18 protein-coding genes are annotated in these 17,067 nt (G+C 62.1%); 11 read left to right on the top strand and 7 right to left on the bottom strand.

Annotation, left to right across the window (positions count from 1 at the left end; all coding sequences use genetic code 11):
- Nucleotides 1-49 precede the first annotated feature (49 nt).
- Together PVZ80_RS09020 and PVZ80_RS09015 are read right to left on the bottom strand one after the other, a co-directional pair.
- A complete protein-coding gene (locus PVZ80_RS09020) occupies nucleotides 50-1,393 on the bottom strand; it encodes a sensor histidine kinase (RefSeq protein WP_038634909.1) in 1,344 nt (447 codons plus the stop codon).
- Nucleotides 1,390-2,100, bottom strand: a complete 711-nt coding sequence (locus tag PVZ80_RS09015) for a response regulator (protein WP_009050668.1) — start codon at nucleotides 2,098-2,100, stop codon at nucleotides 1,390-1,392. Before PVZ80_RS09015 ends, PVZ80_RS09020 begins: the two co-directional genes overlap by 4 nt.
- A gap of 168 nt (nucleotides 2,101-2,268) precedes the next feature.
- Between PVZ80_RS09015 and PVZ80_RS09010 the strand changes: the two genes are divergently transcribed.
- The 10 genes from PVZ80_RS09010 to PVZ80_RS08965 all read left to right on the top strand — a co-directional run bounded on the left by PVZ80_RS09010 (nucleotide 2,269) and on the right by PVZ80_RS08965 (nucleotide 10,209).
- A complete protein-coding gene (locus PVZ80_RS09010) occupies nucleotides 2,269-3,057 on the top strand; it encodes an MlaA family lipoprotein (RefSeq protein ID WP_110176017.1) in 789 nt (262 codons plus the stop codon).
- A complete protein-coding gene (locus PVZ80_RS09005) occupies nucleotides 3,044-3,319 on the top strand; it encodes a hypothetical protein (RefSeq protein ID WP_041984296.1) in 276 nt (91 codons plus the stop codon). Before PVZ80_RS09010 ends, PVZ80_RS09005 begins: the two co-directional genes overlap by 14 nt.
- Before the next feature lie 207 nt (nucleotides 3,320-3,526).
- The gene (locus PVZ80_RS09000; RefSeq protein ID WP_164485205.1) at nucleotides 3,527-3,703 is read left to right on the top strand and encodes a hypothetical protein; all 177 of its coding nucleotides are present in this window, start codon (nucleotides 3,527-3,529) and stop codon (nucleotides 3,701-3,703) included.
- A gap of 204 nt (nucleotides 3,704-3,907) precedes the next feature.
- Nucleotides 3,908-4,405 carry a PAAR domain-containing protein gene (locus PVZ80_RS08995; protein ID WP_273863709.1) on the top strand — a complete coding sequence of 166 codons (498 nt, stop codon included), beginning with the start codon at nucleotides 3,908-3,910 and terminating at the stop codon, nucleotides 4,403-4,405.
- 3 nt (nucleotides 4,406-4,408) lie between these two features.
- A complete protein-coding gene (locus PVZ80_RS08990) occupies nucleotides 4,409-5,140 on the top strand; it encodes an alpha/beta hydrolase (RefSeq protein WP_273863708.1) in 732 nt (243 codons plus the stop codon).
- The gene (locus PVZ80_RS08985) at nucleotides 5,137-5,667 is read left to right on the top strand and encodes a hypothetical protein (RefSeq protein ID WP_273863707.1); all 531 of its coding nucleotides are present in this window, start codon (nucleotides 5,137-5,139) and stop codon (nucleotides 5,665-5,667) included. Before PVZ80_RS08990 ends, PVZ80_RS08985 begins: the two co-directional genes overlap by 4 nt.
- A gap of 138 nt (nucleotides 5,668-5,805) precedes the next feature.
- Nucleotides 5,806-7,755, top strand: coding sequence for an alkaline phosphatase D family protein (locus tag PVZ80_RS08980; protein ID WP_273863706.1), 1,950 nt, complete (start codon nucleotides 5,806-5,808; stop codon nucleotides 7,753-7,755).
- Nucleotides 7,756-7,857: 102 nt separating this feature from the next.
- On the top strand, nucleotides 7,858-8,448 hold the full coding sequence (locus PVZ80_RS08975) for a DedA family protein (RefSeq protein ID WP_009050675.1): 591 nt from the start codon (nucleotides 7,858-7,860) through the stop codon (nucleotides 8,446-8,448).
- 123 nt (nucleotides 8,449-8,571) lie between these two features.
- Nucleotides 8,572-9,822, top strand: a complete 1,251-nt coding sequence (locus tag PVZ80_RS08970) for a 2-aminoadipate transaminase (RefSeq protein WP_009050676.1) — start codon at nucleotides 8,572-8,574, stop codon at nucleotides 9,820-9,822.
- 147 nt (nucleotides 9,823-9,969) lie between these two features.
- A complete protein-coding gene (locus PVZ80_RS08965; protein WP_009050677.1) occupies nucleotides 9,970-10,209 on the top strand; it encodes a hypothetical protein in 240 nt (79 codons plus the stop codon).
- 9 nt (nucleotides 10,210-10,218) lie between these two features.
- Here PVZ80_RS08965 and PVZ80_RS08960 read toward each other — a convergent pair whose 3' ends face one another.
- Nucleotides 10,219-11,040 (bottom strand): amidohydrolase family protein, encoded by an 822-nt coding sequence (locus PVZ80_RS08960; RefSeq protein ID WP_124340710.1) that lies wholly within the window; start codon nucleotides 11,038-11,040, stop codon nucleotides 10,219-10,221.
- A 405-nt stretch (nucleotides 11,041-11,445) separates the two neighbouring features.
- On the opposite strand from PVZ80_RS08960, the gene PVZ80_RS08955 reads away from it, so the two are divergent.
- Nucleotides 11,446-12,720, top strand: coding sequence for a glycoside hydrolase family 68 protein (locus tag PVZ80_RS08955; RefSeq protein ID WP_124300435.1), 1,275 nt, complete (start codon nucleotides 11,446-11,448; stop codon nucleotides 12,718-12,720).
- A 229-nt stretch (nucleotides 12,721-12,949) separates the two neighbouring features.
- Here PVZ80_RS08955 and PVZ80_RS08950 read toward each other — a convergent pair whose 3' ends face one another.
- The 4 genes from PVZ80_RS08950 to PVZ80_RS08935 all read right to left on the bottom strand — a co-directional run bounded on the left by PVZ80_RS08950 (nucleotide 12,950) and on the right by PVZ80_RS08935 (nucleotide 17,022).
- Entirely contained in the window at nucleotides 12,950-14,044 is a 1,095-nt protein-coding gene (locus tag PVZ80_RS08950) for a polyamine ABC transporter substrate-binding protein (protein WP_273863705.1), read from the bottom strand.
- Nucleotides 14,045-14,149: 105 nt separating this feature from the next.
- On the bottom strand, nucleotides 14,150-14,965 hold the full coding sequence (locus PVZ80_RS08945; RefSeq protein ID WP_016703509.1) for a carbon-nitrogen hydrolase family protein: 816 nt from the start codon (nucleotides 14,963-14,965) through the stop codon (nucleotides 14,150-14,152).
- 162 nt (nucleotides 14,966-15,127) lie between these two features.
- Nucleotides 15,128-15,511, bottom strand: a complete 384-nt coding sequence (locus PVZ80_RS08940) for a hypothetical protein (protein ID WP_009050682.1) — start codon at nucleotides 15,509-15,511, stop codon at nucleotides 15,128-15,130.
- Nucleotides 15,508-17,022: a flavin-containing monooxygenase gene (locus PVZ80_RS08935; RefSeq protein ID WP_273863704.1), complete on the bottom strand. Its 1,515-nt coding sequence runs from the start codon at nucleotides 17,020-17,022 to the stop codon at nucleotides 15,508-15,510. The genes PVZ80_RS08940 and PVZ80_RS08935 overlap by 4 nt, the downstream gene beginning before the upstream one ends.
- Nucleotides 17,023-17,067: the final 45 nt, after the last annotated feature.

The raw sequence follows: 17,067 nt of genomic DNA, 5'->3' as shown, positions 1-17,067 counted from the left end.
GAGGGCCCGCTCCAGGATCGATGAAATGTCCTGAAGCGGGTCCGACCAGCTAGATACCCTGCACCGGCAACAGCACACAGGCCTGCAACCCGCCACCGTCACGGTTGCGCAAGCGCAGTTCGCCGCCGTGCTCCAGCACGATCGCCCGCGCCGCGGAGAGCCCCAGGCCGACGCCGCCGGTGTTGCGATTGCGCGAGCTTTCCATGCGGAAGAACGGCTCGAACACCTGTTCCTGCCACTCAACGGGAATCCCCGGCCCGCGATCCAGCACACAGACCTTCACCTGCTCGGCATCCGCCACCACTTCAATCGCCGGCTCGCTGGCGTATTTGATGGCGTTTTCCAGCAGGTTGCTCATGACCCGCTTGAGCCCCAACGGGCGACCGAAATACACCAGGCGCGGCGGGCCGCTGAACGCGATGTCGATGGACTGGTCGCGGTAATCGTCGACCAGGGTTTGCAGCAGCTCCGCCAGATCGAAAGACGTCGCCTCCTCCAGCCGCGCATCGTCGCGGAAGAACTCCAGGGCCGAATTGATCATCGCCTGCATCTCATCGACGTCATGGAACAACCGGCGCTGCTGCTCGGAGTCCTCGATGAACTCGCCACGCAGGCGCATGCGAGTCAGGGGGGTACGCAGGTCGTGGGAGATCGCCGCGAGCATCTGCGTGCGGTCCTTGATGAAGTGCTGCAACTGCGCCTGCATGGCGTTGAATGCGAGGATCGCCTGGCGAATCTCGTGGGGGCCGACCGGCTCGATAGGCGGCGCGCGAAAATCCACGCCAAACCGCCGCGCGCCCAGGGCGAACTGCTGCAGGGGCCGGGCCAGGCGGCGGGTGGCGATCAAGGCGACCAGGACGGTGGACAACAGCACCAGACCGATCACGATCAGATTGCGCGGTCCCTCATCCAGCCCCCAGTTGCGCGAGAGCGAGGAGAACATCAGCCAGGAGCCATCGCTCATCTGGATCAACAACGCATACGGTCCGCCCGGCTCCGGCCAGTCGCTGGGCTGGTAGGCTTCAATGTGCCCCGCCCCGGGCCTGAGCAGCTGTTTCAGTTTCGTCGAGCCCTCGCGGTACTCCGGCTCATCGACTACCGGCACCTCGATGTCCCGTCGCGTCGGGTGCCAAGTCACGCTCAGGCCGTGGTCGCTGACCGACTCGGCCAGGCGCGCGCGCTGCCCCGGCTCCGAGGCGTCGATCATATTGCTGATGGAGGCGATCTTTTCCACCAGGCCGGATTCGCTCAACGGCGGTTTGGCCCAGACTCCGGCCAACTGCACGAACAGCGCATTGAAGGCCAGCGCGGTGAGCATCGCCATCAGGGTGGTCAGGGCGATCCAGCGGGCGATGGTGTCGCGCGGGCCGCCCGGCTTGTGTCTCACTTTCATTGGCGGGTCACGCTGGGGGTGAACAGGTAGCCGCCATTGCGCACCGTGCGAATCATCGCCGGGCGCTTGGTGTCGAACTCTAGCTTGCGTCGCAGGCGGCTGACCTGCACATCGATGCTGCGATCGAAGGCGTCATGGGCCTGCCCGCGCGCCAGGTCGAGCAACTGTTCGCGGCTGAGGATGCGTTGCGGATGCTCGACGAACACCAGCAGCAGGTCGAACTCCCCCGCCGACAGCGGAATCATCACCTGATCCGGCGAGCGCAGCTCGCGGCGGGTCAGGTCCAGCTGCCAATCGGCGAACCTGATCAGCGGGCGCGGCACCTCCCCGACCACCGGCCGGCTCTCCCCGGCGCGGCGCAGCACTGCGCGCACTCGGGCCAGCAGTTCGCGGGCATCGAAGGGTTTGCTCAGGTAATCGTCGGCGCCCATTTCCAGCCCCACCACGCGGTCGCTCAACTCGCCCATGGCGGTCAGCATGATCACCGGCACGGCGTGCTGCTGGCGCAGGCGCTGACACAGGGTCAGGCCGTTTTCCCCCGGCAGCATCAGGTCGAGAATGATCAGGTCCGGCACCTGCCGCTCCAGCGCCGCCCACAACGAAGCGCCCTCGGTGGCGACTTCCACCGAGTAGCCGTGTTGCACAAAAAATTTCTTCAGCAGCGCGAGGACCTCAAGGTCGTCGTCCACGATCAACAGACTGCTCACCAGTGCGTATCACTCAAGCTCGGAAAGTACTGTCATTCAAAACCATTGGCCGCGGCCCGTCATATATTTCAACGCGGTAACAAACCGACAACCCCGCAATAAAGCAGACATCTTCAGGCAAAACGTCCATGCCAGCATCGGCCTCCCTGTTCCCAAGGTCGTCCGCCCATGCGCTCACTCCTGTGCTCCACCCGCCTGTGTCGTCATACCGCCCTGCTGCTGTCCCTGTCCTACCTGGCGGGCTGTACCAGCCCGGGGCCTGCCACTCAACCCGACTGCGCGAAGGTCGACTATCCGATCTATGACCCCGCCGAGCCGGTCAACCGTGGCGTATTCGCCTTCAACAAGGCCGTTGACGACTACGCACTGGCACCGGTCGCCCGCGGTTACCGCCACCTGCCGGACTTCATGCAACAGGGCGTGCATAACTTCGCGAGCAACTTCGGCGAACCCAAGGTCTTCATCAACGACCTGTTGCAAGGCAACCCGCAACGCTCGGTCAACAGTCTGGGGCGCTTTGCGGTCAACACCACGGTTGGCGTACTCGGCCTATTCAACGTCTCGGACCCGCTCGGCATCCCGCGCCACACCGCCGACTTCGGCCAGACCTTCGGTGTGTGGGGCATCGGCAACGGCCCCATCGTCGAACTGCCGCTGCTGGGCACCGACAACAGCCGCGACTCGGTGGGCAAGATCCTCAACTTCGTGGTCTCCCCCTTCGGCGACAACAGCGACACCGTGCAGACCTTGGGCACCGTCGCCATGGTCGGTGGCGTAGTGGACGGCCGCGCCGCCCTGCTGCCGCTGACCGACAGCCTGAAAACCATGCCCGACTACTACAGCGCCCTGCGCGACGTGAACGCCGAACACCGCGCCGCCTTCGTGCAGGAAGGCAAGCAAGGCGCTACCAGCCCCGCCAAACATCGTTGTGAAGGAGCGACCCATGATGACTTCTGAAACCGACGCCCTGGTCCTGCTGCAACGCGTGGCCAAACACGGCGACGCCTCCCTGCAATGCCGCGAAGTCAGCCTGCGCCTCTCGGCCGACCAGCAACACCTGACCCTCAGCCGCTACAGCGAACACTACAGCCCCGAGGGACTGGAATGGGTCGAGCGCCAGCACCGCATCAGCGTGAGCGAGTTGATACGGTGGGTGATCAAGCAGGGGGAACCGCAGGTGTTGGTGCAGAACATGGAGCCACAAAGGGCTTCGGCTTGAAGCCGAGCGAAGCACCTGCCTTGGACAGCACCGCTGAAAAAGTGGGTCAGAGTTCCTCGTCTGAGGCTATGCGTCAGCTACTTCAATCAGGATCAATCAGATAGTGCCTATAAAAAGGAAGATAACTCTGCCCTGATTTGTTTTTAAAAAGCGCAGTGTCATGGTTCGGAGGTCACTAATCCTGGTGGCACTCAAAGAGAAATACACATGGCACTCAAAGCAGGCGCAACCGCCGAAATCGGCGAAAAATGCCCACAAGGTGGAATCTGGTACCCGGTTGGCAATCCGAGCTCCACTCGCTCGTTCGGCATTGGTAACACCATGACTCCAACACCCAACGGGGAAAACCACTGGGTACTTAAGACCCCAACCGGCGATGATTAAAAACAGGTAGTTTCACCATGTCTTGCGTGCAGCCCTCCCTCGGTTTCCGGCGGAGGGCTTTTTGCACCTCGGTAGAAAAATGCGTATGCCTGTGCATCAACAGAAACCGAGTCATCTGTGGAAGTTCAGGTTTGAAGAACCTGCTCGGCTACTGCATCATGCGCGCCCCAAATGGATGACTCGCAACACTTCAAGGACCCGATCATGAGTGGTAAACCCGCTGCCCGCGTCAGCGACCCAACCGCCTGCCCGCTTCCGGGTCATGGCACCAACCCTATCGTCACGGGTTCGCCCAATGTCATTTTCGACGGCCTGGCCGCCGCTCGAAAGAGTGACCAATCAGCTTGCGGCAGCCCGATAACCGGGGCGGTTTCCAGCACTGTATTCATCAATGGCTTGAATGCCGCCACGCTGGACAGCACCGGCGGGCACGGCAACATCATCATCGGGGGCTCCGGCACCATCATCATTGGCGACACCGTGGTCAACGCCCCCTTCACCGGGCTCTTGCCCATGCCGGTCAACTTCACCGACCGCTTGAAGCTGGTGAACGATGTGACGGGCGAACCGATGCCCAATCATGCTTACGTGATCCAACGGGCCGATGGTCGCCTCGAGCACGGGATTTCGGATACCGCTGGTTTCACCCATGAAATCAGCTCGCATATTGCAGAAAGCATCAAGTTGTTTTTGGAAGAATGACGCATGGAAGCCAGCACCATTACTTCGGCGAACGGTAAACCCGTCAAGTTGAAAGCCGAGCACACGCTTACGGATAAAAAAGACAAGAGCGATAAAGTCGTTCCTATCGAGAGCACCAAGGCCATTGTGTTTTTTGTCGGGGGTGCAGGGGACAAGGAAAGTTATTATTTTTCTGGTCCCTATGCCAACATCAATGAGGCAAAGAGACCTCTAGATGACCGGGCGGTACAACTCCAGCTACAAGGCAAGTACCGGTCTGAGTGGCTGGGGTACAACGAAATCAGAGGAAAAAAAGATATTCAAAAAAATGTGCTGAATATCATTCCGTATAAGTCTTGCCCTATCTATATAATCGGCCACAGCCTGGGTGGTTGGAATAGCGGGCACCTGACCAGCATCATGGCCAATTGGGGCTACACCATCAAAATGCTGGTCACTCTCGACCCTGTAGGCGAGGGTGCACTGGTATGGCTCGGATCAGATATTTACGGATCAGTGCCAACTCCCGTCGCCGAGCAGTGGATAAACATCAAAGCCACACCCTCCAATCCCGATAGATCGGATGGCGTCGCTAACTTTGGGGAAAAATGGTTAATAAGCAGCGGGCCTGACCTCAATGTAAGCATGAATACAAACCATGCTAATGCACTCGGCATGTTCACAGGGGCCATTGCAGATCGAAAGTCCGCTTGCGACCTGATTTTCGAGTCCATTACAAAGGAGTTCAGCAAATGAAAAAAATACTGCTCCTGCTATTAATCGCTACTTGCTCATCCTGCGCCAAAGACCATGGAAAAGTAATCGCCGATCTGACTTTCCTCTCTATCGAACGAAAAGATGATCTTCCGCTGTACACCATTCATTACAACTCGAACGTAAAACTACTAAATCTATACGGCGAGGGTGCAAGAGACGGGATAGCTGCAGCGTTTTTCATCTGTGCCTTAGGTGATGACCAAGACCTATCCGTTGGTCATACCCCCATGTACTATGCCGCCGGCTTGATTAAAGAGGATGCTATTCAAACTTCGACATCAGCATTTAACTTCACGACTCGACTACCACTTTACGAAACACCCAACAATGGACAATCCAATACTTTTCTTTCCCAAAGCAAACTGAATGAGCTTTTAGCCAACAAACAAAGTATCCCCTGCAAAGCCGTCATCACCGCCTATGGCTACAAAGCCTACTACTCCAACACCTTGCAATTACCCGTTGCCGAACTCCTTCGGGGAATCAATAAACCCGAGACCCCGTAACCCCCTACAAGCACCGCGCAGTTCTTACCCCCCTCTGCGCGACTCCCCCCCAACCAACCCAAGCACTCGCTGACAATTCTTCGACATCAGCTGCGCTACTATCCCCGCCTCCGTTTGCCGCAAGAGCCTCGAACCTGCATGTCTCAAATGTTGCCATCGACCGCTTCCAGCATCGCCTTACCCTGCGTCCTCGCCGGCCCTCTGTTGCGCCGCCTGGAACACACGCGGCTGGTGCTGTGGTTGGTAGGCTCTCGTGCGCTGGAGCTGACGTTGCGTTTGCAGGCTGGCAGCGGCGCGGAAAGCCGCGATTACCCGCTTACCGCCGAGCAGTGCCAGGTGATCCCGGTAGGGCAGCATGCCTTTATCCACCTGATCGACTTGCCGCTGGACAGCGCCCTGCCCTGCGATGTGCGTATCGACTACGACGTGCTGATCGCCCAGGCCGATGGCTCAAATTCCGGTATCGCCGAGTGGGCGCCGCATCTGCTCTATGGGCAAAAGCAGCAGCCGGATTTCGTCCTGCATAGCCGTATCCATCAATTGGTCCACGGCTCCTGCCGCAAGCCCCATCATTCGGCGGACGAGGGTTTGCTCTGCGTCGATCGCCTGCTGGCGGAAACGCCAGAGCCGCAGCAACGCCCTGCCCTGCTGCTGATGACCGGCGATCAGGTGTATGCCGACGATGTGGCCGGGCCGATGTTGCGGGCGATTCATGCGCTGATCGAGCGCCTGGGTCTGTTCGGCGAGCATCTGGAAGGCGCGGTGGTCAGCGACAGTGCCGCGCTCTATCGGCACCGCGCCAGCTATTACCAACGCGCCGAATTGCTGCCGGCGCTGAAAAGCAACGAGACCCTGCGCGAGCGTTTCTTCGGCGGGGTGAAAAAGCCGATCTTCACCAGCAGCAGCGCCGACAACCATCTGGTGACCTTCGCCGAGGTCATGGCCATGTACCTGCTGGTCTGGTCGCCGGTGCCCTGGAGTCTGATCGATCCACGCCCGCCGCAGCTCGCAGCCAAGGAGCAACAGCGCTACCAGCGCGAGCAGCTGCGGATCGAGGCGTTCGCCAAAGGCCTGGGTAGTGTGGCGCGGGTGTTCGCCCACCTGCCAAGCCTGATGATCTTCGACGACCACGACATCACCGACGACTGGAACCTCAGCGCCCAGTGGGAAGAAACCGCCTACGGCCACCCGTTTTCCAAACGCATCATCGGCAACGCGCTGATCGCCTACATGCTGTGCCAGGGCTGGGGCAACAACCCGGATGCCTTCACCACGCCGCTGCAACACACCCACGCCCTGAGCGCCGAGGCCCAGGGCGATGCGCTCTACCTGGACAGTGCCGCCCAGGACACCCTGATCGACGAACTGCTGCGCTTCCAGCAATGGCAATACACCCTGCCCACCACTCCGGCGCTGGTGGTGCTGGACACCCGCACCCGGCGCTGGCGCAGCGAGTTCAACCTGGCGCAGCCCTCGGGCCTGCTCGACTGGGAAGCCCTGAGCGAGCTGCAACATGAACTGCTGGATCACCCGTCGGCGATCATCGTTTCCCCGGCGCCGGTGTTCGGCGTCAAGCTGATCGAGACGGTGCAGAAGGTCTTCAGCTGGTGCGGTCACCCACTGCTGGTGGACGCGGAAAACTGGATGGCCCACCGCGGCGCGGCCCAGGTCATCCTGAATATCTTCCGCCACTCGCGTACCCCGGGTAACTACGTGATCCTCTCCGGCGACGTGCATTATTCCTTTGTCTACGAAGTGCTGATCCGCCACCGCAAGGGCGGCCCAAAGATCTGGCAGATCACCAGCAGCGGCATCAAGAACGAGTTCCCGCCGACCCTGCTGGAATGGTTCGACCGCCTCAATCGCTGGCTGTATTCGCCGCGCTCACCCTTGAACTGGTTCACCCGCCGCCGGCTGATGCGCGTGGTGCCCTACAGCCCCGAACATCGCGAAGCCGGCGAACGGCTGTGGAACTCGGCGGGCATTGGCCAGGTGTTCTTCAACGACCACGGCCAGCCCCGGGAGATCTACCAGCACAACGCCAATGGCGCGCCGAAAACCCAGATGCTGGCGCCGGATGAGGACTGAACCCCACCGAGCGATTCGTGACAACGGATTCGCTCGGACGCGCTATGGTTCAGCAGGTTGATCGCACCACCCAATCAGCTCTTCAAAGGCCCCTTCATCCCCATGTTCGAACACCTCGACCTGCACGCCCTGCTTGTGACCTATGGCTACTGGGTGATTGTCCTTGGCTGTCTGCTGGAAGGCGAAACCGTGCTGATCCTGGGTGGCATGGCGGCGCATCAGCAGGTGCTGGACCTGTGGGCGGTGATTGCCGTGGCGACGGTCAGCGGGATGTTCGGCGACCAGTTGCTGTTCTGGAGCGGGCGGCATTTTGGCGGGCGTCTGTTGCCACGCCTGAAGGGCCAGCAGGCGGCCATCGAGCGGGTGACCGGGTTGATCCGGCGTTATCCCTCGACCTCGGTGCTGGCGGTGCGTTTCATGTATGGCATGCGCTGGGTCGGCCCGGTGGTGATCGGCGCCAGCGGCCTGTCGCCGCTGCGCTTCACCTTGCTGAACATGCTCGGCGCGCTGCTCTGGGCCACGCTGTTCGTCTGCGGCGGCTACTGGGCCGGCGATGCGCTGGAACATCTGTTCGGCGACTTGAAGCCTTATCGCCTGCCGATTGTCCTCGGTGTCGTGGTGCTGGTGGTGGCGGTCGCACTGTTTCGCCAACGCCGGGCCAGAACCAGAAACGTCGCGCCACTGAACGACTGATCCAGCCTCCACCCCAACATCCAGAATTTTCATACTGACCCCCGCACTTTATTTCGTTTGCGACACGGCCTCGCTCTTGGCTTAGATAGCCGCCATGTTCCAGGTAGCCAGAGCCCTTAGCCCATGAGCAGCGAAAGCATCAGCCAGTCGATTTCCATCGTTCACCCCATCCGCCTGAGCCATGGCAAGAATGCCGAGGTGTGGGACGAGAACGGCAAACGCTACATCGATTTCGTCGGCGGGATCGGCGTGCTCAACCTGGGGCATTGCCATCCGCGGGTGGTAGCGGCGATTCAGCAGCAGGCCACCCGGCTGACCCACTACGCGTTCAACGCGGCGCCCCACGGGCCCTATGTCGAATTCATGGAGCGGCTGGCGCGTTTCATGCCCTTGAGTTACCCGGTCAGCGGCATGCTCACCAACAGCGGCGCGGAAGCGGCGGAGAACGCCTTGAAGATCGTCCGTGGCGCCACCGGGCGCACCGCGGTGATCGCCTTCGACGGCGGCTTCCATGGCCGCACCCTGGCCACCCTCAACCTCAATGGCAAGGTCGCGCCCTACAAGCAGAAGATCGGCGTGCTGCCCGGCCCGGTGTATCACCTGCCCTACCCGAGCGCGGACAACGGCGTGACCTGCGAGGAGGCGCTGAAGGCCATGGACCGGCTGTTCAGCGTGGAGATCGACGTTGCCGAAGTGGCCTGTTTCATCGTCGAACCGGTGCAGGGCGAGGCTGGTTTCCTGGCCCTGGACGTCGAGTTCGCCCGCGCCCTGCGGCGCTTCTGCGATGAACGAGGCATCCTGCTGATCGCCGATGAAATCCAGTCCGGCTTCGGTCGCACCGGCCAGCGCTTCGCCTTCACCCGGCTGGGGATCGAGCCGGACCTGGTGCTGCTGGGCAAAAGCATTGGCGGCGGTGTGCCCCTGGGCGCGGTGGTCGGGCGCAAAGCGCTGCTGGACAACCTGCCCAAGGGCGGCCTGGGCGGCACCTATTCCGGCAACCCCATCGCCTGCGCGGCGGCCCTGGCGACCCTGGACGAGATGAGCGATCACAACCTGCAAACCTGGGGCGAGTGCCAGGAGCAAGCCATCGTCAGCCGCTACCAGCGCTGGCAGGCCGAGCGCCTGACGCCTTATCTCGGGCGCCTGACCGGGGTCGGCGCCATGCGTGGCATCGAACTGGTCAAGGCCGACGGCTCGCCGGCCCCGGAGCAACTGAGCGCACTGCTCAGCGCCGCGCGGGACGCCGGCCTGCTGTTGATGCCCAGCGGCAAATCGCGGCACATCGTCCGCCTGCTGGCGCCGCTGACCATTGAACTCGAGGTGCTGGAAGAAGGGCTGGATATTCTGGAGGACTGCCTGGCGCGGTTGGCATAACACCAGATATTTGCGCAAAAGCCGCTCGCCATGGACACTGGCGCGCCTCATGCCATCGACAAGGAAGCGCGACATGCAGTGTCCCAGCAACAGAAAACGGCTCATGGCCGGCAATACAGTGAGCTACAGCCACAGCGAGCAAGACTCATGAAGCAGAACCTTCCCTATGTGCTGGTATGCCTGCTGCTGATGCCGCTGTATTACTGGATGAAGCCTTACCCGCTGAGGAAGTGGACAGGCCTGGCCCTGAGCCTGGCCGGGCTGCTATGGATACTGTTCTTGCCGTCGATGCTGGGCGACCTCGATGCCGGGCTGATTGCCGTGGCACTGGTGGCCATGGGCAGCTCGCTGTTTTTCAGCCGGCGCCGCTACCAGGACCACAGCTGAGGCGCTGCACTACAAGCCGAATACCCGCCGCGCATTGCCATGCAGGAACTTGTCCCGTACCGGCTCCGGCAGCTCCAGGGCCTGGACCTGCTGCATGCATTTATCGAACGGCAACTGCGGGAAGTTGCTGCCGAACAGCACTTTGTCCTGCCCGTAGGTGCGCATGAAATGCAGCAACTGCGGCGGGTAATAAGCTGGCAGGTAGGCCGAGGTGTCGATGTAGATATTGTCGTGCTTCCAGGCCAGGCCGATCATCTCGTCAGTCCAGGGGTGGCCGATGTGCCCGGCGACAATTCGCAGTTCCGGGAAGTCCAGCGCCACCTCATCCAGATAAGGCACCGGCCGCCCGGTTTCCGAAGGCATCAGCGGGCCGGTGTGGCCGACCTGGGTGCAGAAGGGAATGCCCAGCTCCACGCACTTGGCGTACAGCGGGTAGTACAGGCGGTGGTTGGGCGGCAGTTTCCACAGCCAGGGCACAATGCGCAGGGCCTTGCAGCCCAGCTCGTCGACCGCTCGCTGCAGCTCGGCCAGCGCCGCCATCGGCCGGCTCAGGTCCACCGTGGCCACGCCGACAAAACGCTCGGGATAAGCCCGGGTGTAGGCGGCGATTTCATCGTTGCTGAACACCCAGCGCTCCGGCCGGCACCAGGCCGCCAGCATCAGTTTCTCTACCCCGGCCTGGTCCATCAGCTCGACGGTCTGCTCGATGCTCAGCGGCTGGTCCAGCAAATGCGCGGAACCTGACTTCTCGAACAGCCGCGCCACCTCCGGCAGCAACTGCCGCGCCCGGCCATTGGCCGGTTGTGCCCATGCGTCGATTGCACCCTTCATGAGAGCGATCCCCCTCTGCTGACCGTGATTCAGGCGACGAGGGCCCAGGCTACGTCCGCGCCATGACAGCGACAATGTTCGCAGCGCTCGGCGGCATTGACCGATCCGCCCAGGTTCGGCGCCCGTCCTTCACCTGGTTCTGCCTCCCTCCTTTCCCCCTCCCTGCCCCTCGGACCGACCAACGGTTCCAAGCGCGCATTTTGCTGGCATCGTCGCTGATCAGGCCGAAAAACAAACTTCTGGAAACATAACTAGCTGAAACGTATCAGCTCCAGCAAAAACGGCAATTATGCATAAATGCAAATTTATCCTTGACCCGAAAAATCGCCTCGCTTAAGGTGAAATTGCTGTATGCACATACAGTATTTTTGATAAGCGAATCCATTCACGGACGAGGTATTACCTATGAAAAGCAACACTGAAAAATTCGGCAAGGCACCCCATCAACCCAGCCTCTGGACTCGGGCCGATGCGCTGAAAGTCCATGCGGACGATCCCACCACGACCCAACCATTGGTCAGTGCGGATTTCCCGGTATTGAGCAACGAGGTGTTCATCTGGGACACCATGCCGCTGCGCGACCTGGACGGAAACATAACCTCCGTCGATGGCTGGTCGGTGATCTTCACCCTGACTGCGGATCGTCATCCGAACGACCCGCAGTACATCGACGAAAACGGCAACTACGACATCACCCGCGACTGGAACGACCGCCACGGCCGGGCAAAGATGTACTACTGGTTCTCCCGTACCGGCAAGGACTGGAAACTCGGTGGCCGGGTAATGGCCGAAGGGGTTTCGCCGACCGCTCGCGAATGGGCCGGCACGCCGATCCTGTTGAACGAACAGGGTGATGTGGACCTGTATTACACCGCTGTCACTCCGGGCGCGACCATCGTCAAGGTGCGTGGCCGGGTGGTGACGACCGAGCATGGCGTCAGCATGGTTGGCTTCGAGAAGGTCAAGCCGCTGTTCGAGGCCGACGGCAAGATGTACCAGACCGAAGCGCAGAACCCCTTCTGGGGCTTCCGCGATCCATGGCCGTTCCGCGACCCCAACGACGGCAAGCTGTACATGCTGTTCGAAGGCAACGTGGCCGGTGAACGCGGCTCGCACAAGGTCGGGAAAGCGGAAATCGGCGACGTACCGCCAGGTTATGAAGACGTCGGCAACTCGCGCTTCCAGACTGCCTGTGTCGGTATCGCCGTGGCCCGCGACGAAGACGGCGACGACTGGGAAATGCTGCCGCCGCTGCTGACCGCGGTCGGCGTCAACGACCAGACCGAACGCCCGCACTTCGTGTTCCAGGACGGCAAGTACTACCTGTTCACCATCAGCCACACCTTCACCTATGCCGACGGTGTGACCGGGCCAGACGGGGTGTACGGTTTTGTTGCCGATTCGCTGTTCGGCCCCTACGTGCCGTTGAACGGTTCCGGCCTGGTGCTGGGCAACCCGTCTTCCCAGCCGTTCCAGACCTACTCGCACTGTGTGATGCCCAACGGCCTGGTGACCTCCTTCATCGACAGCGTACCGACCGACGAAAGCGGCACGCAGATTCGTATCGGCGGTACCGAAGCGCCTACGGTGGAGATCAAGATCAAAGGGCAGCAGACGTTCGTGGTGGCCGAGTACGACTACGGTTACATCCCGCCGATGCTTGATGTAACGCTCAAGTAATAGCGACACAGGGCGCTCAGGCAGCGGGCTCGAGTTCGATGAAGAACCCGTTGTGGATATGATCGAGATATCCCGCCTGGCTCACTGCGACTTTGCTCAGGAGCTTCATTGAACAATGCGTAGTACCAACCCTTCGCAACTGGCTACACGGATGTAGCCAGTTCTGCTCCTGCTTGCGGAAATCGCAGCAGCCCCCTCCTCTCTCCGGCCAGCAGTGGCCCTCCCAGGATCAGCTCCCGGTCTTGACCTTGCTCCACACCCGGGTACGCACCCGTTCCATTTTCAGCGGCAGCGGCTCCAGCGGGAACAGCGTGGCCATCACTTCTGCAGACGGATAGACCCCAGGGTTGTCGCGGATCTTCTGGGCCACCAGCGCCGTGGCATCGCGGTTGGCGTTGGGGTAGCCCAGGTAGTCGGAAGACTGGGCAATCACTTGCGGGCGCAGCAGGTAATCGATGAACTTCAGGCCGTCCTGGGGATGCGGCGCATCCTTGAGCACCACCAGGTTTTCCACCCAGACCGGCCCGCCTTCGCGGGGAATGCTGTAGACCAGACGGCGGCCGTTGTTGGCCTTCTGCGAGGCGACCTGGGCATCGAACACTCCGCCGCTCCAGCCCAGCACCACACAGATGTTGCCGTTGGCCAGGTCAGTGATGAATTTCGACGAGTCGAAGTAGCGAATATGCGGCCGGACCTTGAGCAACAAGGCCTCGGCCTTCTTGTAGTCCTCGGGGTTCTGGCTGTTGTAGGGCAGGCCCAGGTAATGCAGGGCGATGGGGATGATTTCACTCGGAGCATCGAGCATGGCGACACCACACTGGCTGAGCTTGGCCAGGTTCTCTTCCTTGAAGATCAGGTCCAAGGAATCCACCGGCGCCTGGTCGCCGAGCAGCGCCTTGACCTTGTCGGCGTCGTAGCCGATGCCCGTGGTGCCCCACAGGTAAGGCGCGGCGAAACGGTTGCCGGGGTCGTTGCTCTGTACCTTGGCCAGCATCTCGGGGTCCAGGTGCGACCAGTTGCCGAGCTGGCTGCGGTCCAGTTCCTGGAGCACCCCGGCCTTGATCAGGTTCGGCAGCAGGTCGCTGCTGGCCACCACCACGTCATAGCCGCTGCGCCCGGCCATCAGCTTGCTTTGCATCACGTCGCTGTTGTCGAAAGTGTCCTGCAGCACGCTGATGCCGGTTTCCTTGTGGAACTGCCCGGGCGTGTCCGGGGCGATGTAGTCGTACCAGTTGTAGAAATGCACGCTCGGTTCAGCGGCCTGGGCCGTAGCGAAACCGAACAGTGCGGCCAGGGCCAGGGGCAAACAGCGGATAGCTTTCATCTGAGGACTCCGAGCGTTGGCACCCGTCCAAGGGACGTGCGCCTCGCCTGCTGATTATGGGTTGTTATGGCAGGGCCGAAAGCGGCGGAAAAACAGCGATGGGGTTTAAGGAATCAACAGTTCGCGACGGCCATCGGCGTGCTCGACGTATTCGCCGGACAGTTGCAGGCGCCGGTCGTGCAGGTAGTCGTAATCGCGGCGGGCGGCCTTGAGTTGCCCGAGGTCGAGCTCCACCACCTGCCGGCACTCGTCGCGGCCGGCCTCGAACAGCAGCCGGCCGAAGGGATCGACCAGCGCACTACCGCCGGCGAACACCAGGCCGTCGGTGCCGTCGCCGACCCGGTTCACCATCACCGCGAAGGCCTGGTTCTCCTGGGCACGGGCCATGATCGCGGTGCGATGCACCGGGCCGTAGGGGTCCATGTTGCCGTTGCTCACCAGGATCAGTTCGGCGCCCAGTTGGCCGAGGGCGCGGGCGCTTTCCGGCAGTTCGATGTCGTAGCAGATCAGCAGGCCGACCCGCACGCCCCGCCAGAACACGGTGCTGTAGCGGTCGCCGGGCTGGAACAGGCCGCGCTCGTCGGGCCACAGATGGGTCTTGCGGTAACTCGTCGCCACCCCTTCGGGGGTCACCAGCAGCGAGGTGTTGTAGTAGTGGCCGGCGGCTTTTTCGGCAATGCCGACCACCACCGCGACCCCCTTGGCGCGCACCGCCCGCAACACGGCCTGGATACTCGGCCCGTCCAATGGCTCGGCGACCTCGGCCAGTTGCTGCGGGTTGGCGAAACCGCTGATCTGGGTTTCCGGGAACACCAGCAGGTCGATGTCGTCGTCACAGTCGGCAATGCCCCGCAGGACCCGCTCGAGGTTGTAGGCCGTGTCGCCGTCACGGCCGGCCAGTTGCATCAGTTCAATCTTCATCGCGGATCCTTTGAAGTGTCGGCAGGTCTCCGAACGCCGCATGAGCGGCACCCGCCAGGGCTGGTGGCGAGTATGGAGGGCGCGCAGCCGCGTGGTAATCACTTCAATGGAGTACCCCGCCAGGGTTAGTTGGCGGGTCGAGTCAGCGCCAGACTGAAGGGCTCAGGCATGACCCGGTGGCTGGCGTGAAGCCGTCGGGGCTTTCAGCGCGCACCAGGTCCACAGCGCGCTGCACAGGTCCGGCAAGGCCAGCAGCAACAGCACCGGCGATATCAGCCCGGCGGCGACGAAGGCGGCAAAAAACACCGGCACCGACAGACGAATCGCCACGGTCAGGGCCATGAATTCGCGCCGCTCGGTGTAGCCGGCCCAGACGTAATAGACCCCCAGGTACAGCGCCAGCTGGCCCATCACCCGGATCCACACCTCGTCGGTCAGGGCGAAACCGAACAATGGCAGCAGCAGGTTGGGCGCCAGCACCAGCGCGGCGCCCAGCAACAACATGTACAGGCCGAACAGAAACACGCTCTTGCCCGGATGGCTCATGGTTTTACTCCTTGGGGATGCGATGTGAGGCGATAGGCCTCGGCATCGAAATAACGGGTCTGCTGGCGGAACTGCCAGCTGAACCCCGGCCACAGGGCGACGTTGCGCCCGCTGTGAGGGTCGACGTACCAGCTCTGGCAACTGCCGACGCTCCACACCGCGCCGCGCAGCCTGTGGCGCAGGCCCTGGTTGAAGCGCAGCTGGGCCTGCGGGTCGACATCGACACTGGTCACGCCCAGGCGTTGCAGGGTGTCCAGGGCACCGAGGATGTAGGCGATCTGCGACTCGATCATGTAGACGATGGAGTTGTGCCCCAGGCCGGTGTTGGGCCCCATCAGCAGAAACAGATTGGGGAAGCCGCTGACCGTGGTGCCCTTGTAGGCTTCGCTGCCCTGCTGCCAGGTATCGACGATATCCACCCCGCCGCGCCCGAGGATCATCCCCGCCGGGAACGGTGTACGCGCCTTGAAGCCGGTGCCGAAGATCAGCGCATCCAGGGCATGGCGCTGGCCGTCGACGGTGATCAGCGCGTCCTCGGTGACTTCGCGGATGCCGCTGGTGACCAGCCGGGTGTTGGCCTGGGCCAGGGCCGGGAAGTAGTCGTTGGACAGCAGGATGCGCTTGCAGCCGATGGCGTAGTCCGGGGTCAGGCGCCGGCGCAGTTCCGGGTCCTTGACCTGGCGCCGTAGCAGGTTGAGCGCCAGCCATTTGTGCAAGGCCATCAGCCGCGGGTTGAACACAAAACCGAACACTCGGGTTTCATGGGCGGTGTAGATCAGCCCGCGTAACAGCCGCTGTACCGCGGGAAAACGCCGCAGCAGGCGCTGGGCGGTCGTGGAAAAGGCCCGGTCCGGCTTGGGGATGATCCACGGCGGCGTGCGCTGGAACACCGCCAGGCTGGCCACTTGCGGCTGGATCTGCGGCACGAACTGGATCGCCGACGCACCGGTGCCGATCACCCCGACCCGCTTGCCGGCCAGGGCGTACTCATGGTCCCACTGCTGGGAATGAAAGACCCGGCCCTTGAAGCGCTCCAGCCCCGGCAGTTGGGGATAATCCGGGGTCGACAAGGCCCCGGTGCCGGCCACCACCACCTGGGCAAAACGCACGCCGCCACGGGCATCGGTCACTTGCCACAGGGCGCGCTCTTCCAGCCAGCGCAGGCCAGTGACCGCAGTGTTGAAGCAACAGTGTTGCAGCACCTGATACTTGTCGGCGCAGTGCCTGAGGTAATCGCGGATCTCCGGCTGCGGCGAATAGCGCCGCGACCAGTCGGGGTTGGGCTCGAAGGAAAACGAATAGAGGTGGGAAGGAATATCGCAGGCACAGCCAGGGTACTGATTGACCCACCAGGTGCCGCCGACACCGGCTTCCTGCTCGAGGATCAGGAAGTCCTGCTCGCCGCGCTGGCGCAGGTTGATCGCCATGCCGATGCCGGAGAAGCCGGCGCCGATGATCAATACCCGATAGACCCGCGCCGGATCGGCCTGCTCCTGAAGTAGCGCACTCATGTTCCTGACTCCTGGCGGCACAAACGCCGGGCGTGACCGTCCGCA

Source organism: Pseudomonas sp. B3G-3 (genome assembly GCF_028640915.1).
GTDB classification, from domain to species: domain Bacteria; phylum Pseudomonadota; class Gammaproteobacteria; order Pseudomonadales; family Pseudomonadaceae; genus Aquipseudomonas; species Aquipseudomonas chlororaphis_I.
This window is presented reverse-complemented; position numbering and strand designations above follow the sequence as displayed.